Source organism: Mesorhizobium sp. WSM4820, from assembly GCF_055811075.1.
This window is the reverse complement of record NZ_JBVVQN010000037.1, coordinates 1-26,699: the sequence shown is the minus strand read 5'-3', so window position 1 is coordinate 26,699 and position 26,699 is coordinate 1. Positions and strand designations below refer to the sequence as shown.

Here is a 26,699-nt window from a genome sequence, read left to right as displayed (position 1 = left end):
GACGATCCAACCGGCGGGCGCCCATTTGCCAGCCCCGTCTTTCCGGCCCTGATCGCAACCGCCGTCAGCGAAATCGACCTTCTTCACAGCCGACTAGCGATCGTTGGTCGATTCAGCTGTCATGCGGCGGCGATTTGGCCCAAGAGCAGCATGAAAACGATCCTCCGATCTCGCCCAACTCTCACTGATCGTCGGGCTTGCCCTCTCATGGGGTTCGAGAGGATCGTTTCAACAACTGTGCCCGGTCAATGCCCCTCAGCATTGAGGACATAGAGGGGCGCGAGCGATGCGGCTGATAGGCCATTGAATTCGGCGGGGCGACGATGCAGCACAACTGCTTACTTTAGTTGGAATCCGAAGGCGAGCGGGTCGCGCTCGTCGACGAGAATGGTATTGTAGCCTGTGACACGCGCCCATCCGCCGATGCTCGGAAGAATGGCCTGACATCCAGCAACTTCCGCCACACCCTCCACGCGGCCATGGAATAGCGTGCCGATGATAGACTCGTGAACAAACGTTTCGCCGACGTTCAGCAAACCCTTTGCAACGCGCTGTGCCATCCGTGACGAGGTGCCGGTGCCGCAGGGCGAGCGGTCGATCCCGTGTTCACCGAAAAACACGGCATTACGTGCATTTGCTTCCGGGTGCTTGGCATTATCAGCCCACATAACATGGCTCACCCCAGAAATTCGATCGTCCTCTGGATGCACCGGCCGCACGGCATCCTGTGCCAACTTGCGGACGATCGGACTAATCTTGAGGATATCGCCGGCCGACATGTTGTCGAGACCCGTCCAGTTCTTCTGAGGTTCCACGATGGCGTAGAAGTTGCCGCCGTAGGAGACATCTACAACAAGCTCTCCAATGCCTGGAACATCGATTTTCGCGTCAGTCGCATGAAGGTAGGCCGGCACATTGTAGATGCGGACCTCGTCGATGAAACGACCGTTTCGTGTGAACTCCACCTCGACGCGACCGGCGGGAACCTCAAGCGCCAGCCGCCCTTCGGTTTTCGGTAAGACTAAACCCTGCTCGAGGGCGGCAGTCACCGTACCGATGGTGCCGTGGCCGCACATGGGAAGGCAACCGGAAACCTCGATGAACAGCACACCGATATCGCAATCCGCACGTGACGGGGGATAGAGAATGGAGCCCGACATGACGTCATGGCCGCGAGGCTCGAACATCAACGTCTGACGCACCCAGTCATGGTCGCGCAGGAATATCTGGCGCTTTTCAGCCATGCTGACGTTGGGCAGTATTGGAGCTCCGCCGGCAACAACGCGAACGGGGCTGCCACATGTATGGGCATCGATGCATAGGAAGGTATGGGGATTCATAATTATCCTCCAGATCAGGAAAACCGGTTGACGGAAAAGGGTGTAAGATCGATTGTTGCCGTTCTTTCGGCAACCATGTCCGCGACCAGCCGACCGGTCGTCGGCCCAAGCGTTAGACCACAATGACTGTGACCATAGGCGTGGATGACGTCGTTGCGGCGCGGCGAGAATCCGATCACCGGAAGTGTGTCGGGAGTCGTTGGACGATGCCCCATCCATCGTGTGCCCTCTCTTGATATAAGATCCGGGAGGTAAATCTTCGCCAGTTTTGCCAACGCGTCACTTCGACGATAATTGGGGGGCGTCTTTAGCCCCGCGAATTCGGCGGCGCCGCCGATTCGCAATCCCATATCCATCGGCGTAGCAACGAACTTGCGCTCTGCGAAAATGACCTCGCGGGAAAGCGTCACGCCAGAGTTTGGTATCGTGATGTTGTAGCCGCGTTCGCTTTCAAGCAACACCCGGTCGCCTATGGTCTTGGCGAGACGCGCCGACCATGCACCAGCCGCAATCACCAGTTGGTCGAAGTTGATGTCTTTTCCTCCGGACACACGAAGCTTCTTGCCTTCGATCGCAAGAGCCTCACCGCTCACTAGCCTAGCGCCTCTGTTGACCACCAATTCGCGCAGACGATCAACGACCCTCTTTGGATCATTGAAATGCGACCACTGTGGCGTCATCACCGCTTTCACGACAACTTTGCCAAGCGCCGGCTCCAGCCTGCGCGCCTCGTCGCCGTCTAGCTCCTCAAAAACCAGGCCGAAGCTTCGACGCAGATCTCGATCTGCGGCGTCTGCAGCGAAGGCAGCCTCGGTTTCGTAAACCCAAAGAGCTCCGACCTGGTGCAATTCGTGCCGGAGCTTTAGCTCGTCGAGGAGGGGGAGATAGTCATCGTAGATTGTAGCATGTAATGCTGCCAGCGCTTTCGTGATACGAAGCATCTCACTTTTCGAACCACTGCGCATGAAACGCAGAAGCCAGGGTGCGAGTTTCGGAAAATGGGCGGGACGGACAGAGAGCGATCCAAGCGGGTCGAACAGCCAACCCGGTACTTTCCAAATCAATCCCGGCACACTGGCCGGTACGATTTCGGTGACGCCAAGTGCACCGGCATTCCCGAATGAGGCCTTATCTCCCGGTGGGTCCCGATCAACGACGGTAACAGAACGACCGTCTGCGAGCAGTGCTCGAGCGGTACTCAGGCCAACAATGCCTGCCCCGACAACGACGACGATGTGGCTCATGGCTCGCTCCGCGTCTCGTTCGTCGAAATGCTACGGTTGACTTCTGCAAGCAAGCTGCGGGCGGTAATCCCGGCAGTCTTCGGGTTGTCTGGAGCGGGGCGTTTGGCGAACCTCATAAATGCGTCTCCGTAGGCGCTGTAAATTCAACCTCTTGCGACGCAACCATCGAAGTCGCTACCTTGTTGTGGTAAGCGCAACACAGTTGGCGCACATGGACGCTCCGGTGGTCCAATCTCATGGCACCAATGCAGTGCCGCCGCCCTTGGAGGCGACGGCACCCACAACGTGGTTCAGACGAGCAGGCGCGGAATGGTGCGATCCCAGGTCTTCGTGAAGACTTCCCTGTGTCCGACGGCACGCTTGCGGCTCGCATGTGGCTGCCCGAGGATGCCGAGGAAAATCCGGTGTGACGCGGTTTCGCGATGAGACCATACACCCCTATGTGGCTTCCCATGGGTATCATCTTGAGGAGCCTTGCGAACTGCCGAGTCACCCTTGTCTCGATATCGGTCATTTGAAGTCCTCCCTTTCGAGCCCATCCAACCGAGCGCGCGCCAAAATCAAGTTACTTTCTCGCGACCCTCTGCCTCCCACGGCGGGCTCTAACCTGCAACGACATTATGTCGACAGTCAAGCGGACAGAGGCATGCCTCGGCGAGCAGGAAGCTTCGTGCCATCGGACATCATCGATGTCGCGCGCCTACGTGGACCTGTTCGCGCGCCTTTAGAGGACGTCACACGTCGTGGTGCGCACGACTGCCCCAGCATCGTTGCCGGTGAATAGTCCCGCATTCAGGGGCAGAGGGCTTCAAAGTCTCGCACTGTGTGATGCTCGGAGTTACCGATAATTCATTGACAAATAGGTCTAGCGACAATATGTCGACATTTAAGCAGGAGCAGAATCCCGATGTGGGTCTTTGTATTTTGGATGGAGATTTAAATGGCGATACCTCAACTGAGCGGCATTCTCACCGCTCTCGCAACTCCCTATGATAATAGCGGCCGTCTTGACCTGAAGGCCCTGGACAAGCTTGTTGACTTTCTCATCACCAACGGCGTGCATGGCCTCATCCCCGGCGGCTCGACCGGCGAATACTACTCCCAGACATTGGAGGAGCGAAAAGCCGTCCTGACGCGGGTGGCCGAGGTCGTGCAGGGGGGCGTTCCACTGTATGTCGGCGCCAACAGCATGCGGCCGGAAGAGACGGTTGAAGTCTCTAAGTTCGCCGAAGGCTTGGGGTACAGCGCGCAGTTGCTCGCCGCCCCGCCTTACTCGCTGCCGGGCAAGTCGGAACTCATTGCGCATTTCTGCAGCATCGCCAAGAGCACGTCGCTGCCGATCATCCTCTACAATTTCCCCGCCCGCACCGGCGTGGACATGGACAAGGAGTTCCTCGACGGCGTCCTCAATAACGAGAAGATCTTCGCAATCAAAGAATCGAGCGGTTCAATCTCCCGCTATTACCAGCACATGGTTCTCTATCCCGAGCTGCAACGCGTCTGCGGCTTCGACGACCAGGTGCTGGACCAATTCCTGTGGGGCTCGCGCTCCTGGATCGCCGGCGCGTCCAACTTCCTGCCGGCAGAGCACGTCGCCCTATACAAGGTATGCGTCGAAAAGGAAGACTTCCTGCTGGGGCGCAAGCTGATGAAGGCAATGATGCCTTTGATCTACTTGCTCGAAAATGGCGGCAAGTACAATCAATACGTCAAATACGGCGCGTCGCTCGCTGGCGTTCCGATTGGCGATGTCCGGGCGCCGCTGATCGGCCTGTCCGACGCCGAGCGCTCCGAATTCCGCAAGCTTCACGAAGACCTCAAGTCGCAGAACATCGCATCCTGGGTGAAGTGAAGTACACAACCTGTCGAGGATATGAGATGACCGTCAATATCAAATTCCCCGCGACCTTCGAGACCCGCCCGTTTATTAACGGCGACTATCGTAGCACGGAACGCGGCGAAACGTTTGCAACGTTCAACCCTGCGACCGGCCAGGTACTTGCGCACGTTTCTTCTGGCGACGAGGCCGACATCAACAAAGCCGTCGCCGCCGCCCGCACATCGTTTGAAGGTGGATCGTGGTCGCGCCAATCACCTCGGGACCGCAAAAAGACATTGTTGCGGTTCGCGGACCTAATCGAGAAGAACATCGATGAACTCGCGCTCATCGAAACGCTCGACTGCGGAAAGCCCTTAGCGGATTCCCGCAACGTCGATCTTCCAGACAGTATTGAAATGCTGCGTTGGCACGCAGAAGCCACCGATAAGCTCTACGATCAGATGTCGCCTGCCCCCGTCGATGTCGTCTCCATGATCGTGCGCGAGCCGGTCGGGGTCGTCGGCGCGGTTCTGCCATGGAATTTTCCGCTATTCGTCGCGATGTTTAAGATTGCGCCAGCGCTCGCCACCGGAAACTCCATCGTTATCAAGCCTGCTGAGCTGACCTCACTTTCGATGTTGCGCCTTGCGGCCATCGCTGCCGAAGCTGGGCTCCCTGAGGGCGTGTTTAATGTCGTGCCTGGTATGGGGCCGACCGCGGGACGTGCGCTCGGCTTGCATAAGGATGTCGACTGCATCAGTTTCACGGGATCCGGCGAGATCGGCCGCTACTTCCTCAAGTATGCCGCCGATTCAAACATGAAGCGCATTGTCCTGGAATGCGGCGGAAAGAGCCCGGCGATTGTCCTTGATGACGTGACAGACTTTGACCCGGTGGTCGAACAGATTGCTGCTGGCTTCCTGTTCTGCCAAGGAGAAAACTGCTCTGCAGGCACGCGCCTGATCGTCTCCGAGAAAATCCGCGAACCTCTACTCGCGAAACTTAATGAAACCGTCAAGACCTGGAAGGTCGGAGATCCGCTGGATTCCGCTACGAAGATCGGCGCCATAATCGAGGAGCCGCATATGCAGAAGGTCCTCTCATATATCGAGAAGGGCCAATCCGAGGGCGCGAAGCTGGCGCTCGGCGGCAACCAGGTATTGAAGGGGACCGGCGGTTACTTCATAGAGCCGACCATCTTCGAAGGCGTGACAAACGACATGGTGATTGCGCGCGAAGAGATATTCGGCCCTGTCCTGTCGGTCATCAGCGTCCGTGACGACGCCGAAGCCGTACGCATCGCGAACGACACCAATTACGGTCTGGCGGCGTCGCTCTATACGAACGATCTCAATCGGGCGCATTTGATCGCGCGGTCGATCCGTGCCGGCACCGTTTCAGTCAACTGCTATTCGGAAGGCGACTTCGCGGTCCCGTTCGGCGGCTACAAGGAATCCGGCTTCGGTGGAAAGGAAAAGGGCCTTGCCGCTCATGACCAATACACTGAAACCAAATCCATCTGGATGCAGCTCCGGTAGCCGCAAGCGCGTAGTCGTTGGTGGCTCGTAACGGGGCGATTGCGGACCGGCCGGGTCGATCAAGGCGCACGGCGAGGTCAAGGAACTGCTGGCATTTGCAGAGACAGCGGCGGCGGAGCAGCCGCCTCCGTCACCCTAGGCGCCAATCCAGCGCGAAAGCCGATCACCATCGATCATAGAGTTCAACGCGCGATTGGCGAACGACTTTTCTAGAGCGCAGTTCGAAATGCCCTCAACGGTCTGTCAGGCACTATGGTTGGGGCCGAATTTCGAGGCGAGGGAAGGGCATTCAAACCGGGATGCCTTATCAATGGACACATGGCTGCCGATTCGTGATTGCATCCCGGCAAGAGCCGCTACTTATTTGCTTCATCCAAAGAAGCCCGCTGGCATTCGTCGACCGTCCTGTTGTACTGTAGGCATATTGTCGATCGAACTAATTGAAGATGGGTGGTCGACCATATTGAGAGCCGTTGGGCGACGCCGCTCGTCATGTTGCGGACAAGGTAGCTTTAATATGGAGCGAGGTTTAAAGACATTTATGCCAGGAAAAACGGCCGTACTGCGGAAGGAGAAAAAAACTCCTCGCGAAACCGGAAGCGCGCGGGTCTACAGCAAACTTCGTCACGAGATTCTATGTATGGCGCTGGCTCCAAGCGCCCCACTCGACGAGGTGGGGCTTGGAATTCGCTTTCAACTCTCGCGCTCGCCTATTCGTGAGGCTCTGGTTCGCCTGGCCGGCGAGGGGCTGGTCGTCATGAATCAGAACCAAAGCACAATCGTTGCACCGCTCGACGTTCGCAGTGTGCCAGAATACCTGGATGCTCTCGATCTTCTGCAGCGCGCTACCCATCGATCGGCGGCGATTTGTCGTTCTGAGCGAGATGTAGAGGAGATCGAAGCTAAGCTCCGGGCATTCGAAGAGAAAGCAAAGCTTAGTTTCGAAACTCGCGACTGGTTGCCGCTGATCGAAGGCAATTACGATTTTCATCTCCGGATCGCACAGGCTGGTCGCAATCAATACTTCGCCGGATTTTATAAGCGCATTTTGGAAGAGGGTCGACGGATGCTCTATTTCCATAGTCAATTTCTTTTTGAAAGCGCCGGTTCCACTGTCGAAAAGGTGAACCAGCATCACCTGGAAATCGTCGAAGCGATTCGCGCCCAAAATGCCGACGAGGCCGAGCATCTCGCCCATGAACATGCCAACCAATTCAAGGGTGACTTCCTGGAATATATGGAGCGAAGCATCACCTCAAAAATGAGAGTTGTTACCTAACACAGAGCAGTGTCGCAATCTGTCACCTGTTCGATAGCGTAAGTTGTGAAAACGCTATAACGTAACGAGAGGGGACGACCAAGTTGAATAGGGATAAATTATGCAGCGTGAGGATTCGTATTCGGGTGTATCGACGACACTGGCTCCTCTGCAGAGCCGCGCTTTTCGGGCGATCTGGTCGGCTACGCAAATTTCAAGCCTCGGCTGGCTGGCAGACGACGGCTATCAGTTGGCTAATAGCAACGATCTCGGCCTCCGATCGGATGGTTGCGCTGGTGCAGGCTTCGTCCACACTGCCGGCATTCTTTCTATCCATCCTCGCAGGTGCCGTTGCCGACAGCTTTAGTCGACGCGGCGTGATGCTCGCCGGCCACTGTTTGATTGCTTTGGGTTCGGCGACGCTGGCGGTTTCTGTCGGGTTGGGGTTTGTTAGCCCGTGGTTCGCCTGGTTTCGCGGCAACGGCTGGACATCAAAAAAGTCCGCGCACGCACTGGAGCAGGATCGCCCCGACATCCTGAAGCGGCGCCGGGAGTGGTTCGACGGCCAGCTCGTCTCGATCCGACGAAGCTCGTGTTCATCGACGAGACCGACTTCTCCACAAAGATGGCTCGCCTGCGTGGAAGAGCGCCGCGCGGCGAGCGCTACCGGGCCGGCGCGCTGCATGGCCACTGGAAAGATCACGACCTTCACCGGAGCCTGCGGCTGACGGGCATGACTGCGCCCTTCGTCTACGACGGCGCTATGAACGGCAACGTGTTCCTGGCCTATGTCGAGCAGGTGCTGGTCCCGACATTGTCGGAGGGCGACGTAGTCGTCATGGACAACCTGCCCGTCCACAAGGCCGCCGGCGTGCGCGACGCGATTGGGGCCGCAGGCGCGAGCCTGCTCTACCTGCCGCCATACAGTCCCGACTTCAATCCCGATTGAGAACGCGTTCGTCAAACTCAAGGCGCTGCTGCGAGCAAGGCCGAGAGAACCATCAAGGCTCTGTGGAACGCGGTCGGCGCGGTCGTCGACCTCTTCACCCCAGCCGAATGTGCCACTACTTCAAAGCCGCAGGATATGAACCGGATTAAACAGGACATGCTAGAGCGATGCGATTCGCAAGCGAACGAACAGAAGGTAAGCCGAAGGAAACGCACCTCAATTCGTACGACACAGCGTCGAATGAAATTCGCGGATGCGACCTTTGAGAAAAAGGGAATTTCAGTCCCGCGAGACCTGCTCGAGGATCTGCTTTGCTCCTTCGTGCTTTAATTACGTGTGCGCGCTGTTTTTTGAGGCGGAAGTAGTTTCCGCTTTCAAAAATGTGGCAATGATTGAATGATCGGTGAGCCGATCGAGGCGCACTGGTTAGCCACCCAAGTTTCCAATTTCCTGACGACTTTCGAGAGCTCTTGGGTTTCTGTGCGGGCCGTGTCGATTTCAGAAGACAATTTCAACAGAGATCAAAAAAGGCGAGAAGTTAGACTGAGCCGAGGCGAGTTGAAAGCGTTGCTGTTGTCGGATGAGGACGGCTTCCGCAGAGTTTTGCAGACTGTCGTGCAGGAGGCTTTGGAAGCCGAGATGACGGAGGCGATCGGGGCCGAGAAAGGCGAGCGGACGCGGAGCGGGTTGGCTACCGGTCCGGCTATTACGACCGCAAGCTTGTGACGCGGGTCGGGGTCCTGGAACTTCGCGTTCCGCAGGATCGGGCCGGCCGATTCTCGACGGAGTTGTTTGAGCGTTATCAGCGACTCGGAGAAGGCACTGGTGTCGGCGCTGGTCGAGATGTACGTGCAAGGCGTGTCGACGCGCAAGGTCAAGGCGATCACCGAGGAGCTGTGCGGCCACGGTGAGCGAGGCGCGGTGCGGCTGGATGAAGCGCTGAAGGCGTTCTTTGAGGAGCAGCGGCTTGCCGACCTTACCCGTACCTCATTCTGGATGCGCGCTATGAGCGGGCGCGCGACGCCGGCGTGATCGCCAGCCAGGCGGTGCTGGTGGCGATCGGCGTCGACTGGGAGGGCCGGCGCCAGGTGCTGGGCGTGGAGCTGGCCAACCGTGAAAGCCATTCGAGCTGGCGCGCGTTCGTGGCAGGGCTCAAGCAGCGCGGGCTTGCCGGCGTGGAGTTCGTCGTCTCCGACGACCATCCGGGGCTCAGGGCAGCGATCCGGGAAGTCCTGCCTGAGGCAGTCTGGCAGCGCTGTTACGTGCACTTCCTCAGAAACGCGCTCGACTATGTGCCGCGCAAGGTCGACGACGACTGCCTGATGGAGCTCAGATGGTTCTATGACCGGCGCGACCTCGCCGAGGTCAAGCGCGACCTGGCGCAGTGGATCGCCAAATGGCAGGCCAAATACCCGAAGCTGGTGGATTGGGTGGAGAACAACATCGAGGAGACGCTGAGCTTCTACCGGCTGCCGCTGCCGCATCACAAGCACATGAAGTCGACGAACATGCTGGAGCGGCTAAACCAGGAGATCAAGCGGCGCACCCTGGTCGTTCGCATCTTTCCCAACCCGCAGAGCTGTTTGCGGCTGGTTCGGGCATTGGCGGTGGAGATCCACGAGAACTGGCTCGAGGCGACCCGCTACCTCAACATGGATCATCTGCGTGAGCACAAGAAGGAGAACCTGAGGGCACTGGCCGCCTGAGACGCGGCCCGCCATGTCCGCCGCTCCGCTAAACACGGGGGCTGCGCGGCGGATACGCCAACATCACCGCTGAATGCCACGCCATTTTTGCAGAACTCTCAGCACACTACCCCATTCTCGACCTCTTCACGCGGCCGCCACCCCGCGATGTCCTCACTGTGAGAAGCTGCTCGCAGACGCCTTCAAACCTCAACTGCCAAAGTAGTGCTAGTCATATGAATCTAAAGTTCGCCACATAATGTCTGTTCGGCGTTCTGACAGAAACGCCTGACGGACGAGAGAATTTCGTCCGCAGACTTGGTCCATCGATAGGGCTTTGGGTTCTCATTGTGGCACTTGATGAAGGTGCGACCGGCCTCGAGCTGGCTGGTTAAGTGTGCACGCCGCGTCGCAGCTGCTTTCGGGTCAGTTCAGCGAACCAGCGTTCGACCTGATTGATCCAGGATGGCGGTGTGGGCGTGAAGTGGACATGGTAGTGCGGCCGGCGCGCCAGCCCTGATCTGACCGGCGCGGTTTTGTGGGTGGATAACTATCCATGATGATGTGGGACATCGAGATCGGGCGGCACGTTGGCGCCGATCTCCTTGAGCAAGTCCCTGTGCCGCTTATAGCATTTGCCAATCACAAAAGCCGGACGCCACATCGAGCGCCGCGAACAGCGAGGTGGTGCCGTGTCGGATATAGCTATGGGTCCGGCGCTCCGGCATGCCCGACATCATCGGCAGGACCGGTTGCTCCCGATCGAGTGCCTGGATCTGGCTCTTCTCGTCTACGCTCAAAACCAGTGCCCTGTTGGGCGGTGACAGGTATAGCCCGACGATGTCGCGACGTTGTCGACGAACAGTGGATCGCTCGACGGCTTGAACGTCTCCGAGCGATGCGGCTGCAGCCCGAAGGCAGTCCATTTCCGGCGGATCGTTGTATGGAAGAAGCCAGTCGCAGTGCCCCATCGAGCGGATTGACCAATGGGTCGCATCATCAGCCTCCGAGCGTAGCGTCCGCTCGATCACGGACGCGATCTGATCATGGTCGATGGTCCGGGGACTGCTGGGGCGGGCCTCGTCCAGCAGCCGCTCGACGCGATCTTTGATGGAAACGTCGTCGCCATTTGCCGACCGTGTGTTCGTGGACGCCCAACTCGGCTGCCGCGACCTTGCTGGGAACACCGTCAGCGCATCGAAGAATGATCCGGCACCGCTCCGACATCGAAGCGCTAAACGCCGACGCCGGAGCTGCCGCTCCAGATACTCCCGCACGACTGAGCTCAGAACCAAGGCGGCCGCAGGACGGCCCGTTGCGTTTGCCATCGTGTCCTACACATCGCTCCGAGCGTACCATACAATGAGGCTTACTGCAGTTCCAGATGACTAGACGTTATGACCGTGGTCTGAGCGGCGGCCCGCCCTTAGTCTTTGCAGCTGTAAAGCAAACGGGGGTTGCTCGGGGGTGCCGAGCCTATCCCAAGCAAAGGAAGGACGGGCCATGACAGAAGATAGCGTTTTTTACGTCGGTGTCGATGTGTCGAAAGCCAAGCATGCGATTGCGATTGCCGAGGGGGGCCGCGATGGGGAGGTCCGCTATTTCGGCGAGATCGAGTCGACGCCGGCGGCGGTGGAGCGGTTCGTGCGCAAGCTGGAAAAAAGCATCCTCGCCTGCACTTCTGCTACGAGGCCGGTCCGACCGGTTACGGGCTTTATCGCCAGATCGTCGAGCTCGGCCACCGCTGCGATGTCGTTGCGCCCTCGCTGATCCCCAAGCGGCCGGGCGAGCGCGTCAAGACGAACCGGCGCGATGCGGTCTCCCTGGCACGGCTTTTGCGAGCCGGAGAACTGAAGGGAATCTGGGTTCCCGACGCGGTGCATGAGGCGGTGAGCGATATGGTGCGGGCACGCTCTGCGGCGAGCGAGGATCTGCGCAAGAAGCGCCAGCAGCTGCTCTCATTCCTGCTGCGCCATGGCCGGGTCTTTACCGGTCGCAAGAACTGGACCCGGGCCCACGCCCGCTGGCTGGCGGCGCAGAAGTTCGACCATCCGGCCCAGCAGATCGTGTTCCAGGACCTTATCGACGTGATCACCGATGCGCAGGACCGGCTGGAGCGGCTGGATGCGCAACTGGCCGAGCTGGCGCCGAACTGGTCGATGGCGCCGGTGGTGGTGGCCTACCAGGCGCTGCGCGGTGTCTCCTTCATCGTCGCCGTCACTTTCGTCAGCGAAGTCGGCGATGTACGCCGGTTCGACACTCCGCGGCAGCTGATGGCCTTTCTGGGCCTGGTGCCGTCGGAGCGGTCAACCGGCGAGGCGGTGAAGCGTGGCGGCCTGACGCTTGCCGGCAACCGCCGCGCGCGACGCGTCCTGATCGAAGGTGCCTGGAGCTATCGCTATCCGGCCCGGGTGACGGAGCCCATTCGCGTCCGGCGCGAGGGACTGCCGAAGGCGGTGCGCGAGATCGCTTGGAAGGCGCAGACTCGGCTTTGCGCCCGCTACCAGCGCCTGATGGCCGCTGGCAAGAAGAAACCCATCGTCGTTGCGGCGATCGCGCGCGAGATGGCGGCGTTCCTATGGGCCATCGGCCACCAGATCGAACCGGTCACTGAAATGCAGTGCGCTTCTTCATCGAAGATCAGGATCCTGACAAGCGCCCCCCGGCCCGGGCGCCGCCGGATTGAAGGCTACCCGCGCCGGATCTCCCGGCGGAAAACCGGGCAGCACGGAGACGGGATGTGGCCACGGTGGGAATTCCCGTCGGACCCTATGTGGCTGGGCCCCATGGGCCCAACGCCCGAACCTAGACAGGGAAAGCCCAAGACGAATTACGGAAGTGCGGTAACCAACCTGCGGATAAGAGCTTGATCAACCGTCGTCTCAAGGCCCATCCCGTCCCCGTGCTGCCCCATCAACGGTGACAAAACCTGTGGTAAAGACGGACCCATAAAAGAGGTTTCTCTGACGGCGGGATGGTGCTTCAGGGTCTGTGAGGGGTCCGATCAAGGTTTGAACAGAAGCGGCCCCAACTCGGTCGTTGGAACAGCCATGTAGCCAGAATGATGTGCGGGTCGTGTAGTCATATGTATGGATCGCTTTGAGAAGGAGTTGAGACGACCTCTCACAAGGCGCGGCCGACATGGCGCCCATGGGATCTTTGTAAAGCCGCATGCAAGAGTGAACGGCAGCGGTTGCAACAAAACTCGAAAATAAAATTCGTAGACTCGTCACACCGGAAAATCGTTGACGATGGTAGCCTCCGGGCAAGGTCTGAGGTCAAGCGCGGCTACAAAGATGCCGACAATTCTCCGGACCGCCACACGTCACGCACAGAAGGGTCCCACAGCCAATGGAAAGAGCGCTGATTCTAATTGGAGGCTCGATAATGGGCTCGGGTTTGCTCTACGTCCAGGCTGCTCAGCGTCTTGGCCTTCAGCCAATTACCCTTTCTGACAATCCAAGTCGCTATGACAATTTTGGAGCGAAAGACGTCGAGGCAATCCGCATTGATACAGACGATCTGGGTGCGCTGATCCGCGAATGTTCCCGGCTCCAAGCGACCTATGACATCGCTGGCATCACAGGTGCTGAGGATTCGTTCTATGCGACAGCCAGCAAGCTCTGCCGTCATTTCGAACTGCCGGGACCGAACCCGGAAGCAATTGAACAATGCTGCGATAAGTACACTCAGCGTCAACTTCTCGCGGCCTCAGGCGTCCCGATACCAGGTTATCGGTTGGCGGCCAATGCAGCGGACGTGGAGCATTCTGCCGCGGAGATCGGACTGCCGGTGATAGTTAAGCCAGCGGTGGGAAGCGGCAGCGTCGGTGTCCGTTTGTGCCGCACGGCCCGCGAGGTGGCCGAACATACGAACTATCTTTTGGGCGGGCAGCACACATGGCGGACTGGGCCGAGGATCCTGGTCGAAGAATTCGCTCAAGGCCCACATTATTGGGTCGATACAATGGGGAATGAGGTCATTGGGATTGGCATCGTCCACTCCGGCAACGACATTTATCCGGCACCGCTGACTGAGGATAAGCATGAGCGTATAACTGATATTTCGCTGAGCTGTTTGCGCGCTCTCGGCCTGGGCTGGGGGCCAGCGGGCATTGAAATGCTGTGGACAAAACGTGGCCCAGTCGTCATTGAGGTCAATCCGCGCCTTCATGGCTCGCCGGCTCCCCAACTGGTGCGCCTGGCTTACGGTGTTGATCTCATCACCGCGCATATCAAACTTGCCATCGGCGAAGAATGGGATTTGCGCAAAAGGCATTCACAGACGGCGGCCGCACGAATCCTCGTTGCTGATCGCGGTGGCACGCTCGATTGGATCGGTGGGGACAGTGAGGCCGCTGCTGTACCAGGTGTTGTCGAGGTCAAATTTTACGGTCAAACTCCAAGGCCGATTTTTGGAAAAGGCGACTACAGAGACTATTTGGGACATGTCATCGCGGCTTCATCCAGCCTCCCTCACACCGAGGCGATACTTCAGCGCGCCGTCGACTTGATCAATTGGTCCATCACGCCCTTAGGAGGCGTTAGTTGAAGCGGCTAAGTATGATTACGGGCTCACATGGTGATGCCGAGATCAGTAGGGCGTGGCCGGGGCATGGGGAAGGCGCTGCTTCATAAACCTGGAGAAGATCGGCCGCTGAGACGTCTCCGTCAAGCGTGTCAGCCTAATACCTCTCGATAATCGGCGTGCATGATGACGACATACATGTAGTGAATTCGACATAGGAGGCAAAGCCGATGTTTTGTCAGCCCGCATATCATGTTGTTTTAAGAGGACCTTTCGCTTGGCACGGCACATGCTCCTTTCTCTGTAGCTGTGCCAAGAGCGTAGCGATGTCCAGTGGAGTGAGAAATGGATCTAGGGCTTGACGGCAAGGTGGCAATGGTCGCGGCCGCCTCCAGCGGCTTAGGTTTGGCCACAGCTGAGGAGTTGGCCAACGAAGGCTGCCGCGTGTCTATCTGTGGGCGGGATCCGGGGCGGCTCGAAAGAGCAGTGGATCGGTTGCGCAAGACGGGAGCCGAAGTGCTGGCGCGCGTGACCGATGTGACTGACTGCGCCGATGCAGCCGCTTGGGTTGCCGAAACAGCGGCGCGTTTTCACTGTATCGACATCTTGGTGACGAATTGCGGCGGAGTTTCTGCCGGGCCGCCTTCCACCATGACGCCTAAGGATTTCGATGACGCATTTGACCGGGTGCTTTTACCTTCGATAAATCTAGTCACGGCGGCCATGCCATATCTGCGCCATTCGCCAGCGGGGCGAATATTGATGCTCGCTTCCGAGGCTATTGTACGGACTCCAGTGCACTTCGCGCTCTCGGGTGTCGCGCGAGCAGGGCTAGTGCCCTACTGCCACACGCTCGTACAGGAACTGTCGGGGGAGAGCATCACCGTAAACGTGCTCGCTCCTGGAGCACACAGCACCGCGATTCACGAAGTCAATCGCCACGGTAGCCACGCCGAAGCCATTCGTGCACTCGAGGACAGGACTCCGGCCCGACGCCTTGGCGATCCGTCTGAATTCGCGGCAGTTGCTGCATTCCTGGCCAGCGTTCACGCGGCCTATATCAGCGGCCAGCTGATCGTCATCGACGGCGGGCTGAGTGCCACCGTCTGAACAATTCGTCGGGCTAGGAGCCATCGCATGAACAAAGCCAACGCAGAGAGTGCGATAACGACCTTGGTCCTTCAATCGCACACGCCTGTATTCGCGACCGTCCTGAGCAGGAGCTCACTTTGTCCTTTAGTCTGTGAAATAGTTCCGCAAGCCGGCTAACGCTCTGTCTGACAGTGAAAGCCGATCGCTCACAGCTCAATCCGGGTTATGGGTATGAAATAAATCCGGACCTAGCAGATGCAGCTGAGGGAGGCGACGCAGCTCCTGAGTTTCGGCGTGCCTTGGATAATGCTGAGAAGTTGATCTCAGTCCCTACGCGCGCCTGGATGAGAGTGCATGAGGCGCTATTACGCAATACAGGGGACACAGATCTCTCTTGCGATTTGCCTTAATCTAACCTTTCCTGTTGAACAACCGGCAGGATTTCACTACATCGTCTAAAGAGTAGGTAATATGTCATGCAGGATACAACTCGCAATTCGGCAATTAGGAAAGACGCATACCAAGAGATCTTTGGAATTGATCGCAAGGTAATCTGCATCTCAGGCTCGAGCCGCGGTCTGGGGAAGTCACTCGCCGCCTGCTTCGGACGATTGGGCGCGAAGGTAGTCCTTTCCTCGCACAATGATGAAGAGCTGGTTGGAGCAGAGGCCGAACTTGCGGGCCAGGGAATCGAAGTGGCGGCTATCCGCGCTGATGTGCGGTCGCACGAGGATTGCAAGTCACTGATCAGTGGCACGGTCGACCGTTTTGGACGGATTGATGTGATGGTCTGCAACGCGGGCACAGACATCATCAAGCCAGCGCATTCCTATGAAGAGCCGGAATGGGACCAAATTGTCGATATCAATCTGCGCGGGTACTACTATTGTGCCAAGTTTTCCGCAAAAGCGATGCTCGACCAAGGCAGCGGCAGCATCATCATGACGTCTTCGGTCGCCGGTTCACTCGGGATACCGGGCTTGGCTGTCTATGCTGCAACCAAAGGCGGCGTCAATCAACTGACACGCACCATGGCGGTAGAATGGGCCGATAAGGGCATACGTGTAAACGCCGTCGCACCTGGATTCATCAACAATTTCATGGATGGGGTGCATCCTAACCTCGACACCCCTTACCAGCGCCGCGCAATGGAACTCACTCCGATGCGACGCCGGGGCAATTTGTCCGAGTATTTCGGGCCTTATATCTTTCTCGCGAGCCCAGCGGCATCGTTCGTAACCGGCGAAATTATCTATGTCGACGGGGGCTACGCCGCGAGCTGATCCGGATGGTTCGAACGTTGTGGTGGTCTTAGAAGGAAGCGGAACAATGTCAATCACGGTACCGAATGCAGTTAACTTCCTAGACTGCACCCTGCGCGACGGTGGCTACTACACGAGTTGGGATTTTGCATCAGGACTAGTCTCCGACTATGTCGCTACCATCAACGCTCTTCCGGTACGGATGGTCGAGCTGGGGCTCGCCGGAAAGCCTGAGAGCCGCGGATATTTCGCCAGTATGACGAGCTCTAAGGCTGAAGAGGTAGCTGCTGATCTCCTTGTCGAAGCATGCGTGATGATCGATGCCAAGGATGTGCTTGCGAGCGAACTGCCTATACCTCTTGCCGTGGCCCGCCTGACGGAGGGACTACTGCCAGGGCGGATCATGACCATACGCGTCGCGGCGCTCTACAGCAAACTGGCGGCATGCCGGAAGATTTGGGCTGAGTTGTCGCAGAGGGGGTTCCGCGTTTTTTTGAACCTCATGCAGATCGATGCAGCAGATACTGCAGAAGTTGAGATCTGCCTGAAGGAGTTAGAGCAGATCGACAGCCTCGACGTAGTTTATATCGCGGATTCGTTCGGTTCTATGAAGCCGAGCCGCGTTCAGGAGTTCATAGGTCGGTTTGCCAATCGACTTGAGAGTGAGATCGGATTTCACGGCCATGACAACCGCGGCTACGCACTGATCAATTCAGTGGCAGCGGCAATGGCCGGAGCGACGTGGATAGACTGCACCATGAGCGGCATGGGCCGTGGAGCCGGAAATACGGCGAGTGAGCAGCTCCTGCCGATTCTGGGTCGTCTCGATGCATTCGGGGAACGGGCACTGCTGGAGCACGTGCTGCGTCACTTCGATCCGCTTCGCAAACGGTATGGCTGGGGCAGCAGCGCGGCATATCAGTTCGCCGGCTCAAACTTAATCCATCCTTCGTATGTTCAAAAGTTGCGGGAAGATGGCGCCTTGTCTGATGCCGCAATTGTCAAATGCCTTTCGGACCTCCACCCCGATGAACGGGTGAGTTTTGCCGACGACAAACTTTCGGAGCTGATTGCGCAGAACATGCGTGATCGCAGTTACCTCGGTTGAGGCAGCCCTTTCCCAATGTGGAGGAAGCCATGATTGTACGAAATTCGGCTGTGAAACCATCGGTACTCCCATCCGATCCGCGGTTTTCATCAGGCCCTTGCCGTAAACATCCTGGTTGGAGCGTCCACCCAACTATGCTGCGCTATGTTGGACGAAGTCATCGGAGTTCCGAGGGAGCAGAAAGGCTGAAAGAGGTTATTAGGCGCATGTCTTCTTTGCTAGAACTGCCAGGTAGCTGGTGGTCCGGGATCGTGCCCGGTTCAGGCACTGGGGCCTGCAGCATGGCCTTACACAATCTACTCGGCCCTTTTCCAGTCGAGACATTCTTGTCAGACAGCTTCTCGCAGTATTGGGCAAATGAGATCGATAGGTTGGCGCTTGCCCCCCAACGCCGGCACGCTTGTGCTTACGGCAGTTTTCCGAGCCCTAGCAGGGTCGACCCGAATCACGACATAGTTCTGGTGCTAAACGGCACCAGCAGCGGCGTTTGTCCGCCGGACCTTGACTGGATTCTTCCTGATCGTGCCGGACTTGTGATCGCGGATGCCGTGTCGGCAGCTTTTACGAGGCATATCGACTTCGACCGGACCGATGTTCTGTGCTGGTCGTGGCAGAAGGCGCTTGGCGGCGAAGGCGGCCACGGCATGATCGCGCTCTCGCCTCGAGCCCAGGCACGGCTGAAAGCCGGCGGACGTAAGCCTATACCCAGGCTGATGAGGCTGCACAACCCCGACGGATCTGTAAACAACGCGTTCTTTAGCGGCCGGACGATCTCGACCCCCAGCATGTTCGCTGTCGAGGATATCCATTCTGCGCTCGACTGGGCCGAAGCGTGCGGCGGACTACCTGCGCTTCTGAACAGGGTTGCCAATAACTATGCTGTGTTGGCAGACTGGGTGAACTCTACTCCTTGGATTGATTGGACGTGCACCAATTCGGCAGCACGCTCCACCTGTTCAATTACTCTTCGGCTTGTACGAGAGCAGCTCGCTGCCGGTGAGAGCGGGGACGTCGCTGAAATCGCTGCGAGGATGATCCGTCTACTCGAAGCCGAAGGAGCGGCGTTTGACATCTGGAGCTACGGTGACGCGCCGCCAGGATTCCGGATATGGGCGGGGCCTACCGTCGAGGCGGATGACTTGGCGCTTTTGTGCGAATGGCTTGCCTGGGCTTATAGCGAGACGTGTGAGGCCAGCATACAACCCGAAGCGACGGTCGTGCGTCACGGCTACTTTCCGCCCTCTCAGGCGCGCGCGGTTCAGCCAAGGACGGAGTCGGCTTGTCCTCAAACCGCCGACCTCGAAAACCCACCTCCTCAGACCCTGGCAGATTGCTATGACGGGATTCTTTTCGACGCGACGGGGGTCCTGATCAGCCAAAATGATGCCCTGCCTGGCGCTGCTGATATCTTGACCCGACTTAATGTGTCCGGTCAGCCATACTACATCGTGACGAACATCAGCAGTGGATCGGAGATGGCTATATTCGATCGGCTCCGCCGCGCGGGACTTCCGATTCCGGCGGTCGACCGTGTTGTGTCTGCGGGAGGCGTTGCGCGACATCTCGTACTCGAAGAGCTGGCGGCCGGGCGGCTAGTTTCGTATTTGGGTAGTGCACACGCTGCGCATGAGATCTTCGGCAAGCACCCAAACCTTCATGGCGCCGATACGGCCCTGACATTCGATACACTCGTAGTCCTCGATGACGAAGGTTTCGATTTCAAACGGGCTGCCGATAACATTCTGTCGACTTTTCACCGTAGACTAATCCACGCGGGCGAGATGCCCCGTTTGATAACGGCAAACGCGGACATCATTTATCCTGGGAAGAACGGCTCACTCGTCTTTGGACCGGGAATAATAGGGCCAATGCTTCAGGCAGGGCTATCGTCCTTCGGAGCTCCTCCGATCTCAGTAGAGTTTGTAGGCAAGCCAGGAAGAGCCATTTTCGAAGAGTGCATCGCTCGGGCCGGTACCAACCGTCTTTTGATGGTCGGCGATCAGGTTGATACTGACATCAAGGGCGCAAAGGCTGCAGGGCTCGACGCACTTCTCCTAACCACGGGCCTCAACAGCTGCGGCGAGTTGCGGCAAGACGAGAACGACGCTGCCGATTATGTCGCAACGAACCTCGATCACATTTTGACGGCGGTTTGTTTCCGCGCCCGCAATCGGCGAAGCATTCCAGCACAACAAATCAGGTTTGAGCAGCTCGGCGCGAGAATCGCGGAAGCAACAACGCGCGTCTTGGCGGCAGCGGTTCAACGAGGCAGCTTGACGAAAGAATCGTGACTATGCATCCTGCCTTGCACGGCCGTCGACAGGCGGTGCACAGCCTGATCTGCGTACTCCCCCAGCAATCTGCAGCCCAACGTGGCGCGCCGCCCGGGGTTGTGATCTGCTCACGTCAATCGACGCCTCGCAGAGCGTCGCAATTCACCACTGCCTTGTCCGATTTTGGCAAGCGGGCGCTGGGCTCTCCCTTTCCGCCTCGCCTTGGGCCGTTACGGGTTCTTCGGTCAAAACCTCCTCTGGAGTCGAGGTTGCACAGCTGTCTGCAGGTTGTCGACCTTGACCGGTCTGACTAATTGTAGGAAGCCGAACATCATAGATGGGCTGTTAGGCGAAGCCAAGGCATCTCGGATGGTCTGCCCGATGAAAGCTAAGCTGGACCGCGGATACGAATGAATATACCCGTAAGAAAAGCAGCATCGGCGCAGAAATCTGCGCTTCCGCGAGAAACCGGAAGTACCCGGGTCTATACCGAGCTTCGTCATGGCATTCTAAGCATGGCCCTTCCCCCCAGCACGCCACTGGATGAGGTAGGGTTGGGAAAACGCTTCCAACTTTCGCGCTCCCCTATTCGAGAGGCGCTGGTGCGCCTCGCGAGCGAGGGATTGGTCGTTGCTCATCAAAACCGCAGCACCATTGTAGCCCCTCTCGATTTCCGCAGCGTGCCCGAATATCTGGATGCTCTGGATCTTCTGCAGCGCGTTACTCATCGGTCTGCTGCCATTTGCCGCTCTCCGAAGGAATTGGAGGAAATTGAAGCTGTACTTCGGACATTCGAGAAGAAAGCAAAGCTCAGTTTCGATACCGGCGACTGGTTGCATATGATCGAAGGCAACTACGATTTTCACTACAGGATCGCGCAGGCGGGACGCAATCAGTATTTTGCCGGATTCTACAAGAGGATTTTAGAGGATGGGCGACGGATGCTCTATTTCCATAGTGAATTCCTCTTCAAGAGCATCGGCTCCACCGTAGAGCGCCTGAATCAGCACCACCGAGAAATGGTCGAAGCCATCCGCGTCCAAGATCCAGACGAGGCCGAGCGCCTTGCCCAGGGGCACGCGAGGCAGTTCAAAGGGGACTTCCTGGAATATATGGAACGCAGCATTACATCCCAAATGACGATTGCCCCCTGAGGAGGTCGTACTAAAGCTTGTCGACCTAATCGCCGAATTATGGATCGGCTATGGCGCAAGGTCTTTGGTAGAGCTTGAGGGACTCTGGGATTGACGCCGGTGCTCAAGGAACCTGGAGAGAGCAAGCGCGTCGGCTGCGTTTCCCTCTGCGGGGATGGGATGATGCGAACGTTGCTCTATGAGGCGGCACAGGTCATGCTCCCCGTGTGAAGAGGTGGTCCTGGCTGAAAACTTGGGCGACGAACATCGCTAAGCGAGGCAGTCTGCGCAAAGCTGTCGTTGCCCTGGCCCGGCGAATGGCCGTCATCATGCATCGGATGTGGAGCGATGGGACGGAGTTCCGCTGGACCCGAGATGACGCGACCGCGCGTGCCTGATTAAGCTACCCAGGCTGTGGGTCGGCGTGATACAAGGTTCCACCTCCGGTGGAGTCCTTCGCGGGACGACAAGTGAAGCAAGGGCGTGCCCTGGTCGGGCGTGGCAGCACCTCAGACCGCGGTTTACATTGCTCCCTTCATTCTCCTGATCCCATGCTGGTAGGGCTTAAGAGCCGATCCGGAAGAGAAGCAAGGCCTCGCGAAGGGCAACCAACATCGGTGTGACGAACAGCTTAGGTGTGATGAACAGCTTAGATTGACTTCAAATCGCCGAATAGAGAAGTCCCGCCATTTGCTGGAGCGGATTGAGAGTGAAGCGATCGGGCTGGGAAGCCCATGCCTTGCAGATGAACTCGTAGGGCGTGAGGCCCTTGAGGATCTTCAGCCTGCGGCCAAAATTGTGGGCCGCGACGAAGGCGGCAAGATGCCGACGCAGTTGGTCGGGATCGTCGTAATGGAAGCGCTTGACGGTTGCGTCCTTGATGGTCCGGTTCATTCTCTCGACCTGACCGTTATCCGCTATGTGATCTGTGGTGCCTTTTCGTCCTGCTGTTTTTTTGGAACGGCTTCACATGCGGCGCGACAACCGCGGCGGCCGAGGACGCGTTGCCCGTCCCTCGATCACCACGACATCATCCAACGACAGCTTTGCGGCGAAGGCATCCAGCAGATCGCGCCGCATGTCGACACGACCCAGTCGCCTGAGCCTGCCGTCCTCCCAAGCTACCGCCTCGGCGAAGGCGCGATGGATATCCAGTCCGATGATGCGCATGCCCGTTTTTCCTTCTTGGCTCGGTCAAAGACGGGAGCTGGCGGGCAACACGACATCTACTGATCCGCGCTCGCAGCGCATCCGGGAAAGTCGCGAGGGGAGAGAAGGTGGTGATCGCAAACCCCAAGCAGGTGCGCATCATCGCCTATGCCAAGATCAAGACGGACACGATCGATGCCAGCGTTCTGGCGCAGCTCTATGCCAGCGGCTTCCTACCGGAAGTCTGGATTTCCGGATGAGCCGACGTAGGCTCTGCGTCGACAGGTGACACGGCGCAATCAGATTGTCCGACAGAGATCTCGATTGAAGAACGTCATCCAGTCGGTCCTTCATAGCCACCTGATCCCGTCCTGCCCGCATGCCGACCTGTGCGGCAGTAAAGGCCCGTCATGGTTGAGCGAGCAGGTCGTACCGCAGGATGAGCGCCTCGCGAGCGATCGGCATCTCCGCGAGTTCGACTGATTGGGGGAAGACCTCCAGGTCATCGAACGCGATCTTGCCCGCTCGGCTCTCGCGAATGAAGGCGTGAAGCGGCTGATGACCATTCCCGGCGTCGACATGACCGTCGCACTGGCGATGAAGGCGGCGATCGGCAACGTGTCGCGCTTCGACGATCCGCAGAAGCTCGTGAGCTATCTCGGGTTGAAACCAAGCGTCCGTCAGTCCGGGCCAGGTCCGGCCAACCATGGGCGGATCACCAAGCAGGGCCGTGATCATGCGCGCGGCATGCTCGTCGAGGCGGCCCGGGCGGCCGCTCGTGCTCCCGGACGTTGCGAGCCTTCTTCCTGCGCGCGCGAGCCCGGCGCGGACAGCATGTCGCGGCCGTGGGCAACCGCACGCAAACTCTCTGTCGTGATCTGGCATCTGTTGATGAAGGGCGAGAGTTCCGCGTGGGCTCGACCCTCCCTACATGCCAAGAAGCTGCGCGATGTGGAACTCAAGGCCGGGAGCAAGGCTGTGCGCGGCCAAAAGTGAGCGGGCAGCCCACAACATAAAGAGCACCGGGAAGAAGAGCGCCGCTGGGTGGAGCAGGCCGAGGGCGCCTATGCACGCTTCGTTGCCGGTTGGAACCCGCGAGGCCCGAGAAAGGCGCGCACGGATGCCGCAAACGAGGTGCGACGATAGAAGCTGCGCGGCAGGGCTCTCACCTCGGACCCTGCTCTTCGCCACGCGGTCGTCCGTGCGCGACAGGACAATAGCGCAGATTTATCAAAAAGGCTCTTGTCGATCACATCAGTAGTCCAGGGGTGCTTTGGCTTTGTGGTTCGATGTTCGATATCGTTCTTGGACAGCACAGGCGTATTCGAAGGCATGGGCCAGAAGCGTTCGCCGTTTGCGATGGCTTCCTTGATCAATGGCACGGCCCAACCGCCGGCGCCGGGCATCGTGAACTCGCTGCCGTAGCACCTACGGAATGAAGGAGCGGCGGCGACCGAGAGAGCGGTGCGCGCAGCTTTTCGCTGCAGGCGCGCACCGCTGTCGAGGCGGCCATGGCCAGTCGAAGTTTTTATAGAATGTGAATGTTCACAACCCATTCCGGAGAGCATCATACCACTTCAGAATTCTACACCCGCCGCCGCGGTGCTGGTAGCGATCGACATTGCCAAACGCATTGAAGTTCTGATCGAAGCACCAGGCCACAACCGCCGGCGTCGCCTTTTGGTCCTCAACACCCGTGCTGAGCACGACCATCTGATCGAGGTGCTGCAAGCGTACGGCCGCCCTGTGGTCTGCGCCTTTGTAGGCGACCGGGAACTATCATCGGCCGATAGCATGACGCCCTGGATGAAGCGGGTTTTGAGATGGGGCTGGTGTCGTCGCTGGCACCGGCCTCGAACACTAGAAGCGTTGCACAACAGCTGGGACAAGAACTCCAAAAGGATGCAAAGGTGACGCTGGACATGCTTAGGATCCAGGCCACACAAGTCTACCATGATCCGCTGCGCGCCGGCATCAACGACGTGCAGGAGCTGTCGAAGACCCATGAAGCGATCGCCAGGGCCAAGACCGAGATCCAGCACCGTATCCTGTTGCTCTATTTTCCCGAGATCGATCGCTTCCGGGGGAACAGCCGCAGCGATTTGTTCTCCGCTTTCCTCCATGCCTTTCCGACCCCAGCAAGCATCACCGCGCTGACGAAGGAGGGGTTTGTGACAACAGCGTGGGATGTCGTCGGTCACAAGGTCAGCAAAACACAGATTTTAATGCGTATTTACGAGACGGCGCACTCATCGATCGGACGGCCGCTGCCGCTCGGTGCCCCCGCCATTCGCATGTTCCGGATGGTCATTGACGAGGCACGCAGCCTGATCCGGAAAGGCAATGAATCGAAGCGCAGGTGCGATGCGAGTGGCGCAGTGATTGCCCTTGCGGTTGAGGTGATGTCATTGCAGGCGACACAGCTAGTCGATTTCCGCCGCGACTTAAACGGCCAGATTTGCGCTGGCCGGGGCCGCTGTTGCGGCCGATCCTATTGCGGCTACGTCTTTGTCTTCAGCCCCAAGCGCACTGATGGGGCCAGCGACCGACATTTACTGTCGGGTTTGTCGAGTCTGAGACACGGTCGTGTTCCGCGTGACTTGATCGCGCTGTCATATTTCAACATTCAAGCCATTGAACAACAGGCGTAATACTCTATCAACGGATACTTCTCTGCAGTTGGCACGAGTCTTGAAGCTCCTTGTCGTAAAGCTACAGGTTTAGCCGACGGTCTTGTCGTGGGTGAGAGTGCCCCTTCAATTCATCCGCACGTTGATGGAGAAATATGCGCTACATGACGTGTTTATGGATTATGGCTTCCGCCCCAGTGCAGCACTCGACCGAGTCTAACGTGCAATATGATCTATGCCTGTTTCAACTGTCGGACGGGCCGACAAAGTTTAGTTCAGAGCTACTGTCGCTTGTCACCAGAACCGGTGACGAACGGCGTCCTAATTCTACTCATGATGGCCATTACATTCTCGGCTTGGGAGTCATATAAATGTCTGGAAACCGCGACTTTGGGATAGATGTCATTCGCGCCCAACCGAGTACATATGGATGTGGCATGGGTTTGGGGATCATGCTGTTCGATGAGGTATACCCTGGTTTTCCCGGCTCTGTACGGAACGCAAGTGCGTATCCATTCCCCGTCCAATATGACGTAGTCGAAGGTGTCGATTTCGATCGGCTCGTAATTCAGTCGGATAAATCCGCTTGCGTAGAGCCCATACTGCAGGCCGCGCGTCGGCTCGAACGTATGGGATGCCGAGCCATCGCTGCTGAATGCGCTCACTTTGCGTATTTCCAGAAAGAGGTGGCGGCCGAAGTATCGGTGCCTGTATTTATGTCGAGCCTCTTGCAAGTACCTCTCGCGCAGCGGCTGTTCGGGAGCACGAGACGCGTTGGGATTGTGTGTGCCTTCCCTCGGCGGCTGACGGAGCACCATCTCGTCAGCGTCGGAATCGATCCGGCGTCAAACCTTGCGTTCATGGGAGTATCCGAGGACTATTCTTGCCCGGAATTCGAGAATTTGTGGAGCGCAGAAAAGTGGTCTTCGGTTCCCCCGGCCAGTTTCGAACGCGCCGAAGCCGAGTTCGTTAGTGCGTGTAAGGACTTCGTCTCCAAGAACGCCGACCTGTGCGCATTGATTTTCGTTTGCACAGGACTTCAGCCGTTCGCACGCTGTGTGCAGCGCGAAGTGAGGTTGCCTATTTTCTCGTGGAGTACGCTGCTCGACCACGCCTTTTCAGTTGTCGTTCATCGCGAGCACTATGGGCACGTTTGAAACGTCGTGGCCCGCTCCTTTTTCCGTCATGTCACAATCCTTCTCCCCGGAAAGGTCCAGCATGCGCTATAACCAGCTTGGCAATACCGGCATGTTCGTCTCCGAACTCTGCCTCGGTACCCTGACTTTCGGCGCCGCCGTCGAGGACGATGAATGGTGGCGCCTGATCGCCTGCCTCGACCAGAAAGGCGTCAACGAGATCGTCGGCCGTTCGATGGCCGCCGGGATCAATTTCTTCGATACCGCCGATGTCTACTGCTTCGGTCAGTCCGAGCAACTGCTCGGCCAGTCGCTTAGGGACCTCGGCGTCAAACGTTCGGACGTCATCATCGCCACCAAGGTGGACGGCGCCATGGGCGACGGCCCCAACCAGCGCGGCTCCTCGCGCGGCCACATCATAGATTCGGTCGACGGCAGTCTCGAACGGCTGCAACTGGACCATATCGATCTCTATCAGCTGCACGGCACCGACGCGGTAACGCCGATCGACGAGACGCTCAGGGCGCTCGACGATCTGGTTGCCAGCGGTAAGGTC

The 26,699-nt window shown here is 58.3% G+C and carries 13 protein-coding genes and 10 pseudogenes; 18 read left to right on the top strand and 5 right to left on the bottom strand.

What is annotated here, in order from left to right; all coding sequences use genetic code 11:
- Positions 1-338: 338 nt before the first annotated feature.
- Both AC0L2R_RS32790 and AC0L2R_RS32785 read right to left on the bottom strand, forming a co-directional pair.
- Positions 339-1,340, bottom strand: a complete 1,002-nt coding sequence (locus tag AC0L2R_RS32790) for a 4-hydroxyproline epimerase (RefSeq protein WP_473513878.1) — start codon at positions 1,338-1,340, stop codon at positions 339-341.
- A 14-nt stretch (positions 1,341-1,354) separates the two neighbouring features.
- A complete protein-coding gene (locus tag AC0L2R_RS32785; protein ID WP_473513876.1) occupies positions 1,355-2,584 on the bottom strand; it encodes an NAD(P)/FAD-dependent oxidoreductase in 1,230 nt (409 codons plus the stop codon).
- 940 nt (positions 2,585-3,524) lie between these two features.
- On the opposite strand from AC0L2R_RS32785, the gene AC0L2R_RS32780 reads away from it, so the two are divergent.
- The 6 genes and pseudogenes from AC0L2R_RS32780 to AC0L2R_RS32755 all read left to right on the top strand — a co-directional run bounded on the left by AC0L2R_RS32780 (position 3,525) and on the right by AC0L2R_RS32755 (position 9,854).
- A complete protein-coding gene (locus tag AC0L2R_RS32780; protein WP_473513874.1) occupies positions 3,525-4,436 on the top strand; it encodes a dihydrodipicolinate synthase family protein in 912 nt (303 codons plus the stop codon).
- Positions 4,437-4,462: 26 nt separating this feature from the next.
- Positions 4,463-5,941, top strand: a complete 1,479-nt coding sequence (locus tag AC0L2R_RS32775; protein WP_473513872.1) for an aldehyde dehydrogenase — start codon at positions 4,463-4,465, stop codon at positions 5,939-5,941.
- A 310-nt stretch (positions 5,942-6,251) separates the two neighbouring features.
- Positions 6,252-7,220, top strand: a complete 969-nt coding sequence (locus tag AC0L2R_RS32770; protein WP_473513870.1) for a GntR family transcriptional regulator — start codon at positions 6,252-6,254, stop codon at positions 7,218-7,220.
- A gap of 100 nt (positions 7,221-7,320) precedes the next feature.
- Positions 7,321-7,660 (top strand): annotated as a pseudogene (locus tag AC0L2R_RS32765) (MFS transporter); the annotation flags it as partial.
- A pseudogene (locus AC0L2R_RS32760) lies at positions 7,657-8,297 on the top strand (IS630 family transposase). The pseudogenes AC0L2R_RS32765 and AC0L2R_RS32760, both read left to right, overlap by 4 nt.
- 394 nt (positions 8,298-8,691) lie before the next feature.
- Positions 8,692-9,854: pseudogene (locus AC0L2R_RS32755) on the top strand (IS256 family transposase).
- A 221-nt stretch (positions 9,855-10,075) separates the two neighbouring features.
- Here the strand turns inward: AC0L2R_RS32755 and AC0L2R_RS32750 are convergent.
- Positions 10,076-11,161, bottom strand: a pseudogene (locus AC0L2R_RS32750) (IS630 family transposase).
- A 175-nt stretch (positions 11,162-11,336) separates the two neighbouring features.
- On the opposite strand from AC0L2R_RS32750, the pseudogene AC0L2R_RS32745 reads away from it, so the two are divergent.
- The 8 genes and pseudogenes from AC0L2R_RS32745 to AC0L2R_RS32710 all read left to right on the top strand — a co-directional run.
- A pseudogene (locus AC0L2R_RS32745) lies at positions 11,337-12,430 on the top strand (IS110 family RNA-guided transposase); the annotation flags it as partial.
- Between the two features lie 790 nt (positions 12,431-13,220).
- Positions 13,221-14,384: an ATP-grasp domain-containing protein gene (locus AC0L2R_RS32740; protein WP_473513868.1), complete on the top strand. Its 1,164-nt coding sequence runs from the start codon at positions 13,221-13,223 to the stop codon at positions 14,382-14,384.
- 321 nt (positions 14,385-14,705) lie between these two features.
- On the top strand, positions 14,706-15,470 hold the full coding sequence (locus AC0L2R_RS32735; protein WP_473513866.1) for an SDR family oxidoreductase: 765 nt from the start codon (positions 14,706-14,708) through the stop codon (positions 15,468-15,470).
- Positions 15,471-15,928: 458 nt separating this feature from the next.
- A complete protein-coding gene (locus tag AC0L2R_RS32730) occupies positions 15,929-16,735 on the top strand; it encodes an SDR family NAD(P)-dependent oxidoreductase (protein ID WP_473513864.1) in 807 nt (268 codons plus the stop codon).
- Between the two features lie 46 nt (positions 16,736-16,781).
- On the top strand, positions 16,782-17,822 hold the full coding sequence (locus AC0L2R_RS32725) for a beta/alpha barrel domain-containing protein (protein WP_473513862.1): 1,041 nt from the start codon (positions 16,782-16,784) through the stop codon (positions 17,820-17,822).
- A gap of 326 nt (positions 17,823-18,148) precedes the next feature.
- Positions 18,149-20,113, top strand: a complete 1,965-nt coding sequence (locus AC0L2R_RS32720) for an HAD-IA family hydrolase (protein ID WP_473513860.1) — start codon at positions 18,149-18,151, stop codon at positions 20,111-20,113.
- Positions 20,114-20,505: 392 nt separating this feature from the next.
- Positions 20,506-21,249 carry a GntR family transcriptional regulator gene (locus tag AC0L2R_RS32715; protein WP_473513858.1) on the top strand — a complete coding sequence of 248 codons (744 nt, stop codon included), beginning with the start codon at positions 20,506-20,508 and terminating at the stop codon, positions 21,247-21,249.
- Positions 21,250-21,333: 84 nt separating this feature from the next.
- A pseudogene (locus AC0L2R_RS32710) lies at positions 21,334-21,626 on the top strand (transposase); the annotation flags it as partial.
- Between the two features lie 262 nt (positions 21,627-21,888).
- On the opposite strand, the pseudogene AC0L2R_RS32705 reads toward AC0L2R_RS32710, so the two are convergent.
- Together AC0L2R_RS32705 and AC0L2R_RS32700 are read right to left on the bottom strand one after the other, a co-directional pair.
- A pseudogene (locus tag AC0L2R_RS32705) lies at positions 21,889-22,152 on the bottom strand (integrase core domain-containing protein); the annotation flags it as partial.
- A 43-nt stretch (positions 22,153-22,195) separates the two neighbouring features.
- Positions 22,196-22,398: pseudogene (locus AC0L2R_RS32700) on the bottom strand (IS110 family RNA-guided transposase); the annotation flags it as partial.
- A 53-nt stretch (positions 22,399-22,451) separates the two neighbouring features.
- Between AC0L2R_RS32700 and AC0L2R_RS32695 the strand changes: the two are divergent.
- The 4 genes and pseudogenes from AC0L2R_RS32695 to AC0L2R_RS32680 form a co-directional block, all read left to right on the top strand.
- Positions 22,452-23,523, top strand: a pseudogene (locus AC0L2R_RS32695) (IS110 family RNA-guided transposase); the annotation flags it as partial.
- Positions 23,524-23,946: 423 nt separating this feature from the next.
- Positions 23,947-24,746 (top strand): annotated as a pseudogene (locus AC0L2R_RS32690) (IS110 family transposase); the annotation flags it as partial.
- 632 nt (positions 24,747-25,378) lie between these two features.
- Positions 25,379-26,164, top strand: coding sequence for an aspartate/glutamate racemase family protein (locus AC0L2R_RS32685; protein WP_473513856.1), 786 nt, complete (start codon positions 25,379-25,381; stop codon positions 26,162-26,164).
- Positions 26,165-26,225: 61 nt separating this feature from the next.
- On the top strand, positions 26,226-26,699 hold a 474-nt coding region (locus tag AC0L2R_RS32680; RefSeq protein ID WP_473513854.1), incomplete at its 3' end, for an aldo/keto reductase.